General features: G+C 59.4%; 14 protein-coding genes and 1 riboswitch. Of the genes, 6 read left to right on the forward strand and 8 right to left on the reverse strand.

The window, feature by feature from the left end; genetic code table 11:
* Positions 1 to 43: 43 nt before the first annotated feature.
* Complete coding sequence (locus ACE1BR_RS16845) at positions 44 to 901, reverse strand: helix-turn-helix transcriptional regulator (protein ID WP_374872278.1); 858 nt, start codon at positions 899 to 901, stop codon at positions 44 to 46.
* Between the two features lie 120 nt (positions 902 to 1,021).
* On the opposite strand from ACE1BR_RS16845, the gene ACE1BR_RS16850 reads away from it, so the two are divergent.
* Positions 1,022 to 2,401, forward strand: coding sequence for an MATE family efflux transporter (locus ACE1BR_RS16850; protein WP_374872280.1), 1,380 nt, complete (start codon positions 1,022 to 1,024; stop codon positions 2,399 to 2,401).
* A gap of 138 nt (positions 2,402 to 2,539) precedes the next feature.
* The gene (locus ACE1BR_RS16855; protein WP_374872282.1) at positions 2,540 to 2,788 is read left to right on the forward strand and encodes a DUF2498 family protein; all 249 of its coding nucleotides are present in this window, start codon (positions 2,540 to 2,542) and stop codon (positions 2,786 to 2,788) included.
* Positions 2,789 to 2,821: 33 nt separating this feature from the next.
* Here the strand turns inward: ACE1BR_RS16855 and ACE1BR_RS16860 are convergent, their stop codons facing one another.
* Positions 2,822 to 3,943 carry a GGDEF domain-containing protein gene (locus ACE1BR_RS16860; RefSeq protein ID WP_374872284.1) on the reverse strand — a complete coding sequence of 374 codons (1,122 nt, stop codon included), beginning with the start codon at positions 3,941 to 3,943 and terminating at the stop codon, positions 2,822 to 2,824.
* Between the two features lie 235 nt (positions 3,944 to 4,178).
* Here ACE1BR_RS16860 and ACE1BR_RS16865 point away from each other — a divergent pair, with 235 nt between their 5' ends.
* Positions 4,179 to 5,576, forward strand: coding sequence for a nucleobase:cation symporter-2 family protein (locus ACE1BR_RS16865; protein ID WP_374872286.1), 1,398 nt, complete (start codon positions 4,179 to 4,181; stop codon positions 5,574 to 5,576).
* A gap of 78 nt (positions 5,577 to 5,654) precedes the next feature.
* Here the strand turns inward: ACE1BR_RS16865 and ACE1BR_RS16870 are convergent, their stop codons facing one another.
* On the reverse strand, positions 5,655 to 7,031 hold the full coding sequence (locus tag ACE1BR_RS16870) for an alanine/glycine:cation symporter family protein (RefSeq protein WP_374872288.1): 1,377 nt from the start codon (positions 7,029 to 7,031) through the stop codon (positions 5,655 to 5,657).
* Between the two features lie 264 nt (positions 7,032 to 7,295).
* A riboswitch (glycine riboswitch) is annotated at positions 7,296 to 7,406 on the reverse strand.
* Positions 7,407 to 7,913: 507 nt separating this feature from the next.
* Between ACE1BR_RS16870 and ACE1BR_RS16875 the strand changes: the two genes are divergently transcribed.
* Positions 7,914 to 9,065: a type III PLP-dependent enzyme gene (locus tag ACE1BR_RS16875; RefSeq protein WP_374872290.1), complete on the forward strand. Its 1,152-nt coding sequence runs from the start codon at positions 7,914 to 7,916 to the stop codon at positions 9,063 to 9,065.
* A 71-nt stretch (positions 9,066 to 9,136) separates the two neighbouring features.
* On the opposite strand, the gene ACE1BR_RS16880 is transcribed toward ACE1BR_RS16875, so the two are convergent.
* Together ACE1BR_RS16880 and ACE1BR_RS16885 are read right to left on the reverse strand one after the other, a co-directional pair.
* Positions 9,137 to 10,105: a calcium/sodium antiporter gene (locus ACE1BR_RS16880; RefSeq protein WP_374872292.1), complete on the reverse strand. Its 969-nt coding sequence runs from the start codon at positions 10,103 to 10,105 to the stop codon at positions 9,137 to 9,139.
* A gap of 125 nt (positions 10,106 to 10,230) precedes the next feature.
* On the reverse strand, positions 10,231 to 10,704 hold the full coding sequence (locus ACE1BR_RS16885; RefSeq protein ID WP_374872294.1) for a peroxiredoxin: 474 nt from the start codon (positions 10,702 to 10,704) through the stop codon (positions 10,231 to 10,233).
* A gap of 155 nt (positions 10,705 to 10,859) precedes the next feature.
* Between ACE1BR_RS16885 and ACE1BR_RS16890 the strand changes: the two genes are divergently transcribed.
* Positions 10,860 to 11,786 (forward strand): phenylacetate--CoA ligase family protein, encoded by a 927-nt coding sequence (locus tag ACE1BR_RS16890; protein WP_374872296.1) that lies wholly within the window; start codon positions 10,860 to 10,862, stop codon positions 11,784 to 11,786.
* A gap of 83 nt (positions 11,787 to 11,869) precedes the next feature.
* Here ACE1BR_RS16890 and yfcD read toward each other — a convergent pair whose 3' ends face one another.
* Positions 11,870 to 12,352, reverse strand: coding sequence for an NUDIX hydrolase YfcD (gene yfcD, locus ACE1BR_RS16895; protein WP_374872298.1), 483 nt, complete (start codon positions 12,350 to 12,352; stop codon positions 11,870 to 11,872).
* 197 nt (positions 12,353 to 12,549) lie between these two features.
* On the opposite strand from yfcD, the gene ACE1BR_RS16900 reads away from it, so the two are divergent.
* Positions 12,550 to 12,768 (forward strand): DUF1107 family protein, encoded by a 219-nt coding sequence (locus tag ACE1BR_RS16900; RefSeq protein ID WP_374872300.1) that lies wholly within the window; start codon positions 12,550 to 12,552, stop codon positions 12,766 to 12,768.
* Positions 12,769 to 12,821: 53 nt separating this feature from the next.
* Here the strand turns inward: ACE1BR_RS16900 and ACE1BR_RS16905 are convergent, their stop codons facing one another.
* Complete coding sequence (locus ACE1BR_RS16905) at positions 12,822 to 13,136, reverse strand: DUF2845 domain-containing protein (RefSeq protein WP_374872302.1); 315 nt, start codon at positions 13,134 to 13,136, stop codon at positions 12,822 to 12,824.
* A gap of 190 nt (positions 13,137 to 13,326) precedes the next feature.
* Positions 13,327 to 13,938 carry an FKBP-type peptidyl-prolyl cis-trans isomerase gene (locus ACE1BR_RS16910; protein ID WP_374872304.1) on the reverse strand — a complete coding sequence of 204 codons (612 nt, stop codon included), beginning with the start codon at positions 13,936 to 13,938 and terminating at the stop codon, positions 13,327 to 13,329.
* Between the last annotated feature and the right edge of the window lie 86 nt (positions 13,939 to 14,024).

A 14,024-nucleotide genomic window follows, 5' to 3' on the forward strand; every position in this document is an offset into this window, starting at 1 on the left:
AGACGCAGGAACCCGCCGATCCTATGGGCTTGTGTCATTAATTTCAAAGAGTTTGCATATCCGTTGCAAAAGGTTTGCGACCCAGGCGACGAAATGATCCCGGGGTCTGACCCGTCAGACGACGAAAGCGGTTGGCAAAGTTGGCCCCATCGCTGTAACCCACCCGAGCCGCCAGCTCGCTGAGCGGCCAGTTGGTGTAGAGCAGCAGCTGGCGTGCCTTGTTCATTCTGAGCTCGGTCACCCGCGCCATCGGCCCCATGCCAAACATCTGCTGGCAGAGGCGATGCAAATGTGGAACCGAACAGGCCATCTGTTCGGCCAGCAGAGCCACGCTCCAGGGCTCGTCGAGCCGCGCCTCCACCCGGCGAAACAGTGCCTGTAACCTGAGCTCCGGGGTGCCACGCACCTCCCCTTGCAGCGTTCGCTCCAGTAGCGCCAACAACAGGCTGAGCAGTTGGGGTTGCAACGAAGAGCGAGTGCCCTCCCCCAGCATCAAACTAAGCAGATGGTAGAGCTGATCGCCGCCATCCCCTTGCCAGATACGGTGACCGAGGCGATGCAGGTGCTGCCAGCGCGGCACGTCATCAAGCAGGATCCAGCTGATCTGCCAGCTCTCGCCAATCAGCTTGAGGCCACCGGGCACGGCGGCAGGCAGAAAAATGAGCGAGCCAGCGGGAATGGGCTGCTCCCCCGCATCGGTGAGCAGCGCACCGCCCCCGTCGTGGCTCACCATCAGAATGTGAAACTCGGGAGAGTTGCGCCGGATCAGGTAGTGATCACGGATCATCGAGAGGCCGGTCAGGAAGATGCCCGCCTCGCCGAGCAGGGGCAGACCTTCACGTCCCAGCATCCGTTCTTCACAGGCTGGCGCTATCTCCAGACACTCTCTGATAAATGGCATAACACCTCAACAGGATAGTTTTGCACAAGAAAATCGAGAGCTGCACACAGTGGCCACTACCCGACAAGCACCTATCATACCCCTGACGAACCTTGCTTTTCTCATGCCCGGTTAACAACTATGAATTATTGGCAAGCGATTTTAAAACAAACCACCGATCGCGAGTTCATGACCCGATTGTGGCGGCTGGCTCTGCCGGTTTCGCTGCAATCCATGATGTTCTCCCTGCTCGGCCTCATCGATATCATGATGGTGAGCCAGCTTGGCACCACAGCTGTGGCAGCGGTCGGCTTGGGTAACCGGGTATTTTTTTTCAATTTGCTGGTAATAGCAGGCCTCGCAGGCGGGGTCTCGGTATTGGCAGCGCAATACTTCGGGCGTGGCGAAATGGCTGGCGTACGCCGCTCACTGGCGCTGGCGCTGGTAGGCGCCCTGCTGGTCACCCTGCCCTTTGCCTTCATCTATGTGTTATCACCGGGCAGCGTGCTGGGTTTTGCCAGCCAGGAGCCGGCACTGCGAGCACTGGCGGATCAGTTCTTGATGATCACCGGCGCCACCATCCTCTGCACTGCTATTGTGGTACCGCTGGAGTCAGCCCTGCGCTCAGTCGGCAATGCGGCCGCCCCCACCCGGATCGGCATCATCGCCATCATTGCCAACGTCATCCTCAACTACACCCTCATCTTCGGCCATTTTGGCTTCGAGGCGATGGGGGTGGCTGGCTCGGCCTGGGGCACCACCATTTCGCGCTTGCTGCAAACCACCCTGCTGCTGCTCTACGTGAGACGCTACGAGGCGCGCCTGATCCCGCGAAAAAATGACTGGCTGGCCGCCTTCAAGCGCAAGGAGGTGGTGCGCTTTACCCTGATCGCCCTGCCGCTGCTGTTCCATGACGGGCTCTGGGCGTTCGGCATGCTGATCTACGGCTTTCTCTACGCCCATCTGGGCACGGATTCGCTGGCCATCATGACCACCCTCGGGACGCTGGAGAGCATCCTCATCTCGCTCTTCTTCGGGCTGGCGGTGGCCTGCTCCACCCTGCTTGGCCATCGACTCGGCGCCGAGGAGTACGATATCGCCTGGCAGCACTCCCAGCTCTTTCTGCTGCTCGCTCCCATTGGCGCCCTGTTGGTGGGGCTCACCGTCTGGCTGTTGCAAACCAATCTGTTGCAGTGGGTCGGCAACCTGCCTGCCGAGTTGATGGCAGAGGCGGGACAGGTACTCGGCATCATGTGTCTGGGGATGCTGCTCAAGGTGTTCAACATGGTGGGGATCATCGGGGTACTCCGCTCTGGCGGCGATGTGAACTACACCATCTTCATCGACATCGTCGGTATGTGGTGCATCGGCATCCCGCTCGCCTGGGTGGCAGTCAGCCTGCTCGGCTGGCCCCTCTCCTGGGTGGTTGCCGTAGTGCTGCTGGAAGAGCTCTCCAAGGTACTGCTGGTGCAGCGTCGCATTCGCCAGCGCCGCTGGTTGAAGAATCTGGTGATGGGATAAACCACCACAAATCGGGGTCATATCAATGACAGAAAAACCCCGTTTGCAGTATGCTAGCCGCCTCTTCAATCAGAGGCAGGGCGCCGCCACATGCAATGGCTCAATGCCCCTGCCCAGTAGTCGTTTAAGGAGACGAGCATGCAACCACAGAAAGAGCTGATCACCGAGACTGCCCTGCTTGAGATGGCCAACAAGATCATCAAGAGCCACGAAGATTTCATCCACGGTATGCGCGCCGATTCGGTGGAGCAGCGGGGGGATATTCTGGTGTTCAAGGGGGAGTTCTTCCTGGCTGAAGATGGCACCCCGACCGGCAAGACCATGGCGGTGTTCAATATGTTCAAGCTGCTGGCCCAGCAGCTCTCCGGCAAATACAAGCTGAGCTAATCTCGCCAGCACACAGCCCGCACGATGCCGCCCTCAGGCGGCATCTGTTTTTTCGTTCTGCCGGTGCTCGACCACCACGCAGTTGCGCCCCGCCATCTTGGCCTGATAGAGACACTCGTCAGCACGGTTGATGAGGAGATCAATGCTGTCGTCGGCACGCGCCATAGCAATCCCGATACTCACCGTCACCTCAAGCAGTTCATCGGATGTGGGGCTCTTGACCAGCCGCGCCTCGACCGCAATCCGCAGCCGCTCGGCCATTTTGCACGCCAGCACCGGGTCACTGCAGTTGTGCATCAGGATGGCAAACTCTTCGCCCCCATAACGCCCCAGCACCATGTCAGGCTCCAGCTGCTCACCCAGTGTCGTAGCCACCTCCTTGAGCACGGCATCCCCCGCCAGATGACCGTAGATATCATTGATCCGTTTGAAACGATCGAGATCCAGCAGCATTACCGCAAACGGCCTCTTTTTGGCCTGCAGCTTCTCTCTGGCCTGTTCCAATTGCTTCATCAGCAACCGACGATTCATCATGCCGGTCAGCTCATCGGTGGTCGATTCCCGATAGAGCCGCAGCAGCATGTTGAGCTGGCCACACTGCACCCAGCAACTGGCCATAGTGAACATCCCGAGCACCCAAACCTGATTCAGGGTGGCCTGACTCCAGAGGCTCTGCCCCACCAGCAACCAGTGACCCAGCAGCATGGTCGTCAACACCACGCCAGCCAGTTGCAAACCGAGAGAGAGTGGGATGGGAAAGATGGCAAACAGGGAGATCAGCAGATAGGGAAAAGCAACGTAGCCCGCTTGCAACTCCTGCTCGGCGCCAAAACTGTGCAGACAGAAGAGGGAGAAGAGCATCATCACAGCCATCAAATAGCCCAGCGCCAGCTTCATCCGCTCCCGTTTGAAGTGAATAAGGTACGAGAGCGGAATGATCGGCGAAAGCGCCAGGGTACAGAAGATCCTGACCTGAAACAGTTGCTCGAAATGAATGGAAGGCAAAGTGGCCCAATCCACTACGGCCCAGGCGGGCAGGCCCAGCATCAGCAGACAGGTCAGCAGACGTAAACGCACCGTCATAAAACCCATACGGGTACGAGTAAAGTCTTCGGAGTGAACCTTGGCACTCCAGAACTCCGCCAATTTCAGCACCGGGATCTCCCCACAACCACAAAGGTTTCATTCTACACCGAGTTGGGGGGGAATTAGGGGAAAATAAACCGTGATGAATATCACACAAACCGACAGATGATAATCGCGCCGCGCAAACGTTTCAACCCATCAAAAAATAAACCTTTTTTCTCCTGATTAACGCTGGTCAGCGCCATTTCAATCACTAAAATAGCGGCCAATTTTCTCCCCCCTCCCCCACACATTCGAGGTACTTATGGAACAGGCTGCTGCCGTACGCGCAACCCGAGAGGCCCATCCCCCCAGGCGAGCTCATAGCGAACTGGTCTATGGCATAGACGATGTCCCGCCCCTGCCCCAGACCCTGTTCGCCGCCCTGCAGCATATGCTCGCCATGTTTGTCGCCATCATTACCCCCCCTCTCATCATTGCCAACGCCCTCGGCCTCCCTGCCGCCGACACTCGTTATATCGTCTCCATGTCGCTGGTCATGTCCGGCATCGCCTCCTTCATTCAAACCCGCCGCTTCGGCCCCATCGGTTCCGGCCTGCTCTCAGTGCAGGGCACCAGCTTCAACTTCCTCGGCCCCATCATCGCCTCCGGCCTCGCCCTCAAGCAGGCAGCCATGCCCACCGAGGACCTGCTGGGCACCCTGTTCGGCACCATGCTGGCTGCCGCCCTCACTATCGTGGTGATGAGCCGCTTCCTCCATCTGGTCAAACGGATCATCACCCCGCTGGTGACCGGCATCGTCGTGCTGCTGATCGGCCTGACCCTGATCAAGGTGGGCCTCATCAGCATGGGTGGTGGCTACGGCGCGCTGGCGGACGGCAGCTTCGCCAGCCACACCAACCTGTTCCTCTCCCTGCTGGTGCTCGGCCTCATCGTGCTGCTGCAGCGCAGCCGCAGTCCCTGGCTGCGCCTCTCCGCCATCATGATCGCCATGCTGGCGGGCTATGCCGTGGCGCTGCTACTGGGCAAGGTCAACGCCCCTACCTTCGACGGTCCGCTGCTGATGGTGCCCATTCCGCTCCACTACGGGCTCGGCTTTGACTGGCAGCTGTTCGTGCCGCTCGCCATCATCTTCGTGGTGACGGCGCTCGAGGCCATCGGCGATATGACCGCCACCTCCGACATCTCCGGCGAGCCGCTGGAAGGGCCTGTCTATATGGAGCGGATCAAGGGTGGCGTGCTGGCCGATGGCGCCAACTCCATGCTGGCGGCGGTGTTCTCCACCTTCCCCATGTCCACCTTTGCCCAGAACAACGGCGTTATTCAGCTGACCGGCGTCGCCAGCCGTCATGTCGGCCTCTTTATCGCCGCCATGCTGGCCCTGCTCGGCCTGTTCCCGGCGGTCGCCAGTCTGGTACAGCAGATCCCCGAGCCGGTGCTGGGCGGCGCCACTATCGTGATGTTCGGTACTATCGCCGCGGCCGGGGTGCGCATCATCTCCCGCGAGGAGCTGGATCGCCGCGCCCTGATGATCCTGGCGGTGTCGCTAGCCATGGGCCTCGGGGTGGCGCAGGTGCCGGAAGTGCTGCAGCACCTGCCGGAGCTGGCCAGAAGCGTGCTCTCCTACGGTGTCGCCACCGGCGGCCTCACCGCCATCCTGATGAACCTGCTGCTGCCCAAGCGCAGCAAACAGCCTCTCTGATCGCTCGACGAACAGAGCGCAATAAAAAAGCCACGACCCGGGTCGTGGCTTTTTCCGTTTAAATAGATTGTTGCGGGATCAGGCAGTCTGCGGTTCCGGCTCCGCTTCACCATCCTGTTCGCGGCCGAAGTAGGCGCGGGTCTCGGCGATCACCACGTGGCGCAGGCCGATGAGACCGATGAGGTTGGGCACCGCCATCAAGCCGTTGACGATATCGGCCAGCAGCCAAATCATATCCAGATGGAGGAAGGCACCGCTCGCCACCAACACCAGATAGACAATGCGGTAGGGCTTGATCGCCTTCACCCCGAACAGGTACTCGGTGCAGCGCTCGCCGTAGTAGTTCCAGCCAAGGATGGTGGTAAAGGCGAAGAACAACAGGCCAATGCTCACCAGATACTGGCCGACATGGGCATCAAGCCCCTGGGCAAAGGCCAGACTGGTCATGGCTGCGCCGCTCGCATCACCACTCCACACTCCGGTCACCACCAAAGTCAGACCAGTCATGGTACAGATGATGATGGTGTCGATGAAGGTACCGGTCATGGAGACCAGCCCCTGCTCTACGCAGGAGTCGGTCTTGGCTGCCGCTGCCGCAATGGGGGCCGAGCCCAGTCCCGACTCGTTGGAGAAGACCCCGCGTGCCACCCCGGACTGAATGGCCAGCATGATACCGGCACCGACGAAGCCACCGGTCGCTGCATGGCCGGTGAAGGCACTATCGATCACCAGAGCGATCGCCTCCGGCAGGGCACTGGCATTGTTCACCAGCACGCCCAGACAGGCAACGATGTAGAAGATGGCCATGAAAGGCACCACCTTGCTCGACACGCTGGAGATGGACTGGATGCCCCCCAGGGTCACCAGCGCCACGATCAGAGTCAGCACCACGGCAGTCGCTTCACGGGGTACCGAGAAGGAGAGGCTCATGGCGTCGGAGATGGCGTTGACCTGCGGGAAGGTGCCGATGCCGAAGAAGGCGACGCCGATGCCGAACAGGGCAAACAGTTTGGCGAGCGGCTTGGATCCGAGCCCCTTCTCCAGATAGTACATGGGGCCGCCAGCCATCTGGCCGTTGGCATCCTGCTCGCGATATTTGACCGCCAGCAGGCACTCGGCGTACTTGGTAGCCATGCCGAACAGCGCCGCCATCCACATCCAGAACAGGGCACCCGGGCCCCCCAGCTTGATCGCAGTGGCGACGCCGACGATGTTGCCGGTGCCGATAGTGGCAGAAAGCGCAGTACAGAGGGCGCCGAAGCTGGAGACATCCCCCTGCTTGCCATGGCCCTGATCGCGCCCAAAGACCAGTCGCAGAGCGAGCGGCAAGCGCACGACCTGAAGCAGACCCAGACGCAAAGTGAGGTAGATACCGGTCCCGACCAGCAGGATCAGCAGGGGTGGCCCCCAGATAAAGCTATCGATGGCGGTTAACGCCGATTGAATTGATGACATGCATCCTCCTTAAGAAACAAAAATTAAGGAGGAGAAGGATGATCTTCCCATAGGTGTCGCGATCGGCCAGAGGCGATCGGATGCGGGCCAAGAACTTGTTTACGCTCTTACTACGAGGACGTGATCAAGGCGCATGTGCTGCTCGCTTATGTCGGACCAAGAGGCTCATGTATTCACATACACTCTGGTTCCTGCGCTGCACTTTACCTTGCTGACGACCTCTCGTTACAGATCGTGAACAGTTCCAAGCTCAGGTACAACCATCCCATCCCCTCTGTCCTTTTGCCTGAGAGTTTCCGGCGCCAGATTGCGATGCAATCATGGTGCCTTGCTCCTTCGGCGCCCGATTAAACGGGTCTCTCCAGAGTATCGTCCAGTAGCAGTCCACACCGGTTGCCCGGTACCTGAAAGATTCACTTCTTCGGTGGATGGTTAACCATCGCTCTCCTGCTACCTTCATCCGAACTAGTTTGGATTAGGAAGCGGGCATGTTAATCCAAAAAATGTGAGCTGTCTCGCACTTGAAACCCCGCTGCCGCACTTTTTTGTCCTGCGCTCAAACCCTCGCCAACATGTTAAATGTTAGTTAACTATCAACAGGTTAAGCTCGATCGGCAGCGAAACGGTTCGATAAGGAAAGTGGCTGAATTGATAACAATGCTCTCACTCGTTTCGGCCAGAAAATCTTGCCAACATATCCAATCAAATAGCTTGCACACAGAGTCAATAAGCAGATAATCCGACGCATAACCAAGCACTTTGCCATCAATTTATGCATTGTGTTCGGTTGGTCCCACCGGACCACTCGCCTGACCCGGCCGTCGCCGGTTCAATCGCATATGGCTTGGGCATATCACGCCCCCTAAGGATGACCAAAAGAGAATGAACGAGACCCTTGTCGCACAAGATTACCGCCAGTTGGTTGAACAATTCGGCTCCCCCCTGTTGCTGCTCGACAAGGCAGCTGTCCGCAAACAGTATCGGGCGCTGGCCGCCGCCCTGCCCGATGTACGATTGCACTATGCACTCAAACCCCTGCCCCATGAGGCGGTGGTCTCTGTTCTGCAAGAAGAGGGGGCCTGTTTTGATCTGGCCACCAATGGCGAAGTGGATCTGGTGCGCAGTCAGGGAGTTCGCCCGGGACGTTGCATTCATACTCACCCCATCAAGCGCGACAGCGATATCCGCTATGCACTGGAGTACGGCTGCACCGTGTTTGTTTACGACAACCCGCTGGAGCTCGACAAGTTCATCCCCTACAAGGACGAAGTGAAACTGCTGCTGCGGGTCAGCTTCCCCAACCCCGAGACCAAGGTCGACCTCTCCAAGAAGTTCGGCTGTACCCCCGAGCAGGCGCTACCGCTGCTGCAGCTGGCCCACGCCAAGGGGATCAAGGTGATGGGGCTGTCGTTCCACGTCGGCTCGCAGGTGCCTCACGCCCGTCGCCATGTACAGGCCATCGACGCCTGCCGCGAGATCATGGAGCAGGCCTGGGCGCTCGGGCTCAAGCCCTGGGTGCTGGATATCGGCGGCGGCTTCCCGGTCGATTATGAGGGTGGCGAGTTCGACATCGACGGCTTCTGCGCGCCGATCCGCGAGGCGCTGGCCAAGCTGCCGGCCACCGTGCAGAAGATTGCCGAACCGGGCCGCTTTATCAGCGCGCCAGCCATGACCTCGGTCTCCAGCGTAATGGGCAAGGCCCACCGCGGCGACAAGATCTGGTACTACCTGGATGACGGCCTCTATGGCAGCTACAACGGCCAGCTCTACGACCACGTCACCTATCCGGTGAGTACGCCCTATGCCAGCGGCGAGCTGCACAATTCGGTGCTCTCCGGCCCAACCTGCGACAGCGTGGATGTGATCCGCGAGGGCATCATGCTGCCGGATCTCGAGCTTGGCGAGCTGGTGGTGGGTCGCGTCATGGGTGCCTACACCTGGGCCTCAGCCTCCACTTTTAACTTCTTCCCCAAAGCAAACATTCTGGTGCTCGACAGCAGCCAGAAGGGGCAGAAGCTGGTGGCCGTCGCTTAAGCGCCGTCAACAAAATGCAAAGAGGGGAAGCCATGGCTTCCCCTCTTTCGTTTCATCTTGCCTGATTATGGCTAGACGAATTGACTACCCAGTAGCCAGCCGGTGTAGGCGACGAAGCAGGTGAGCAATACGCCCCCCTCCAGCCGGTTGATCCGCCCCTGCCCCTTGCGACCCAGACACATCACCAGCAGCAGCAAGGTGAGCCCCATCATGATGCTCCAGTCACGGGTGAGCACTTCCGGCGCCACATCGAGCGGATGAATGCCCGCCGCAATACCCACCACCGCCAGGGTGTTGAAGAGGTTGGAGCCCAGCACGTTGCCGAGGGCCAGATCATGCTCGTTTTTGCGAATGGCGATCAGCGATGAGGCCAACTCCGGCAGCGAGGTGCCGATGGCGACGATGGTGAGACCAATCACCAGATCGCTGATTCCCAGCGTCTGGGCGATGGTGACAGCTCCCCACACCAGCAGGCGGGAGGCGCCGATCAGCAGCACCAGCCCAATGACCAGCCAGAAGATGGCGCTTTTGAGGGACATCCCCTCGCTTGCGATATCCTCTTCGGTCTCTACATCCAGCGCATCCCCTTTGCCATTCATGCCAGCCCAGATGGACCAACCCATCAGGCCAACGAAAACGACCCCGAGAATGGCGGCATCCGTCCGGTCCAGATGACCATCAAGCAGCAAGGCACCAGAGAGCAGGGTAATACCGAGCAGAATGGGGATCTCTTTGCGCACCACCTGAGAGGCGACTGCGATGGGGCTGATAAGTGCCGTCAGACCCAGGATCAGCGCGATATTGGTGATGTTGGAGCCATAGGCATTGCCAAGGGCCAAGCCGGGATTACCCTGAGAGGCGGCCAGCGCCGACACCACCATCTCGGGAGCCGAAGTGCCAAAGCCGATGATCACCATGCCGATCAGCAGCGGCGGCATCCCCGCATAACGGGCGGTCGCCGCCGCCCCGTCCACAAACTTGTCAGCACTCCAGACCAGCAGCGCCAGTCCGGCAATCAGGGCAACAAAAGCCAGGGTCATAAGGTCTCTATCCCATCGCCAGTAAACAGGAGCGCCAGCAAACGCTGCTGGCGCCATCGGAAAGTGGCGCCCAGTGTAACGGCGCCGCCTGTCAATTCAAGGGGAAATCAAACAATGATTAATCTCTACAATCTGCTTAGCACACTCGCCGCATCGGAGATCTCGAACTTGCCGGGCTGCTCCACAAAAAGCTGCTCCACCACCCCGTCATTGGCGATGAGGGCAAAACGCTGGGCACGCACGCCGCCAAAGGCGCCGGTCTCTTTGGCAAGACCCAGCGCCCGGGTCCAGCTGCCATCGCCATCGGCCAGCATGGTGATGGCCCCAGCGTTCTGGGCATCCTGCCACGCCTTCATCACGAAGACGTCGTTGACCGACAGACAACAGATAGCATCGATCCCTTTGGCCATGAACTGGTCGGCCAGCACCACGTAACCCGGCAAATGGGCATTGGAACAGGTGGGGGTAAAGGCACCGGGCACCGCAAACAGCACCACTCGCTTGCTGCCAAACAGGCTTAGCGTATCTCGCTGCTGCTTTCCCTCTGGAGTGATGAAGGTAAATTCGCCTGCAGGCAAAGGCTGACCCATCGCAATCATCGTGCTCGTCCTTAAGTAAGTGGGAATAAGTAAGTGGAAATACGTAGCTGAAAAGAGCCTCAGTCTACCTCACCCCCACCATGTGACACAGGCCCCTCTCTACCGGGGCCAATTGAACTAATCTTGAGCAGGATCAGCCGACTCAGGAGGCCTTCATGCATAACCATTACGACGGGCTGGAAATTCGTCCTCCCGCCCTGCGCGCACAGCAACAGCTGGATCAGCTCAATCATCAACTCGCCCATGTCAGCCAGTATTGCTCCGGCTACTCCAGCGCCTATCGCCACTGCCGTCTCGACGATCTGGAGCAACTCGCCTCCCTGCCGCTGCTCGACAGCACGGATCTCTTTGCCGCCCAGCAAGCCTATCCCCCCTTTGCCGGTCTTACCGGTCGGCCATCCAGTCAGGCGCTGCGGGTCTTCTCCTGCCCCGGGCAGTTGGCCATCCCCGAATATGCCGGTGCCGACTGGTGGGGTGCCGCACGGGCGCTCTTTGCTGCCGGATTCAAGGCGGGAGAGGTGCTGCTCAACTGCCACGACTATCACGCAGGCCCTACCGCCTTCATCTTCGATAACGGGGCGCGCCAACTCGGCTGCCCCGTGGTGCCCTGCGGTCCCCACGACACCCAGCGCCAGCTCGAAGCGTTGCGTCGCTATCAACCCACCGGTTTCGTCGGCCCGCTGGTCACTCTGCTCGATCTGCTGGAAGCCGCCGAGCTGGCCGAGACCCCCACTGAATGCCTGCGCCACGCGCTACTGTGTGAGGTGACCCACCCCGAGACGGCGCCGCTTGAAGCGATCCACGGCATTGCCGCCTTCAACTGTCTGCTGTGGCAGGATGTCGGGGTGGTGGCCTACGAGAGTCGACCCGGTCAGGGCTTTATCGTCAACGAGAGCTGTATCGTCGAGATCATCGACCCGGCCAGCGGTAAGCCGGTAGCGGGGGAAGAGCCGGGACAACTGGTGGTGACAAGGCTCGATCTGGAGTATCCGCTGCTGCGTCTGGCCACCGACTGGCAGGGCTACTGGCTGACCAGAGCCAGCCGTTGCGGGCGCACCAACCACCAGCTCACGCTCCTATAGATACGAAAAAAGAGACACGAAAAAAAGAGCCACGAAACAAAAACGGGCAGCCCACAGGCTGCCCGTTTTTTGTGACTGCACTCTTAACGCCGCGCCTGCCAGGTGGCGATGGCGAGCAGAGAGTCGGGGGTAAATTCGGAGGCTCGCTCGGCAATCTCGGCCAGAGTCATCCACTGCACCTCGCTCACCTCTTCTGCCTGTAACTGCAGCGGCCCCTGATAACGACAACTGAAAAGACCGCCCCAGACCCGATACCCCTCGCCTTCAGCATAGAATTCACCGAATGCATCGAGTGGCACATCGCGGATCCCCAGCTCCTCGGCCAGTTCACGCCGGGCAGAGGGCTCCATCGCCTCCCCGGTAGTGACTACGCCACCGGCGCAGGCATCCAGCATGCCGGGGCAGAAATCCTTGCTGAGGGTGCGCCGCTGCACCAGGATGCGGTTCGCCTCGTCAAGCACCAGAATGTAGCTGGCCCGATGGCAGAGATTCTCGCGCCTCACCTTGGCCCGCTCGGCCACGCCAATCACCCGGTTATCCGCATCCACTACATCAACCCATTCCACGCGCAGGCCCTTTTGCTCATCCAGTCAAAGTGCTCGCAGTATATCGGGGCTAACCCTTTGCACCGCACAACTTTTTCATGATCGCGTTGCCGTACGTGATCGTGGCCGGATTAATGAGGTACGCGCAGAACCGTCATCAGCATGTCATATACGAGTCCCATCATATCCCCCGTCCGGTTCAATCAGGGTTTGTTGTGATGAAGGTGTTCAAGCAGTTATCCCCACGCCAGATCGCTCGCTACATCAAGAGCTTTCATCGAGGTTCTTTTGCCATCGATACATTGGGGACATTTGAATTCAACGCTGGCAGGATCGCCCTCCATGGCCTGACCTGCCACCAGCGGCTGAGGCTTGCTCGCCAGATCAATCTGGCGGTCAGCCAACTTGGTCACCGCGACCCCTTGCCGGAGATGTGAGTCAAGGGACGTGCCCTGCTGTCTGTTGTGCATCCATGCCTTTCGCCCGCTGGCTACTCACCACGCGGGCCATTTTCTATGTCAATCACCTTGCCGTTGCGCACAGTGACAAAGCGCATGAACTCGTTCTTGCCGAAATTGTAGGTCCAGCGTTCGCCATATTTGACCTCGACCACGTTGCCGTACTGATTCTCCTCGTTACGGGTAATCTCTTCCCGCAACATGGGCTCACCGCACTTGAGCAGCATCTCGGCGGTACTGTCGCCCTCGGTAATGAGCGCGTTCTTGCAACGCATGGCGTCGGCACTGGCCGGAATACTCAGCAACAACAGGGCCAGCCCCGCTACCTTCTTCATCTTCTTGCTCATCGGGTTCTCCTTATCCTGTCGAATCAGTCGCAGTATGCCAGCGCCCGTTTTTGAAAAAACCAGCCAAGGAGACAAAAGTGTTGCCATTTACTCCCCCGCCGCACGCTGGCCGCGACAAATGCTGTCTATCACAAGGGCGCCAAAAACAAACGGCGACCCGAGGGTCGCCGTCAGTATCAAGCAAGCAGGATCACAGGATGTCCAGCAGCTCGACTTCAAATACCAGTGCAGAGTAGGGCGGGATGGAACCAGCACCACGAGCACCGTAAGCCAGATCGTGCGGAATGTAGAGCTTCCACTTGGAGCCAACCGGCATCAGTTGCAGCGCTTCAACCCAGCCAGCGATCACGCCGGTCACCGGGAACTCGGCCGGCTGGCCGCGAGCGACGGAGCTGTCGAACACGCCACCGTGAGTGAAGGTACCGTGGTAGTGTACACGTACGGACTGACCGGCTACCGGTACTGCACCGTTACCTTCAACCATCACTTCGTATTGCAGACCGGAATCGGTCACGTTCACTTCAGCACGCTTGGCATTGTCAGCCAGGAAGGCTTCGCCATCAGCAGCGGCAGCCTTGGCAACGGCTTCCTGCTCTTCCTGCATGCGCGCAGTGATCACCTGGAAGGCATCATTGATATCGTCACGGCTGACCGCGAACTCCAGACCATTCAGGGCATCTGCCAGACCTTGCTGCAGGGCCGGGATATCCAGACCGGCGAAAGCTTGCTGCGCCAGCTGATCACCCATGTTGCGGCCGATGCCATAGCTGGCCTTCTGTTCGATAGAGTCGTATTGAGACATTGAGACGTTGCTCCAGATCCATGTAGTAAAGAGGCGGGATAATATCAGACTTTTGTCCGAGGTGCTGCCGGGGGTACCCCTGATTT

The sequence above is a fragment of the Aeromonas sp. MdU4 genome (assembly GCF_041929505.1).
Classification (GTDB): Bacteria; Pseudomonadota; Gammaproteobacteria; order Enterobacterales; family Aeromonadaceae; genus Aeromonas.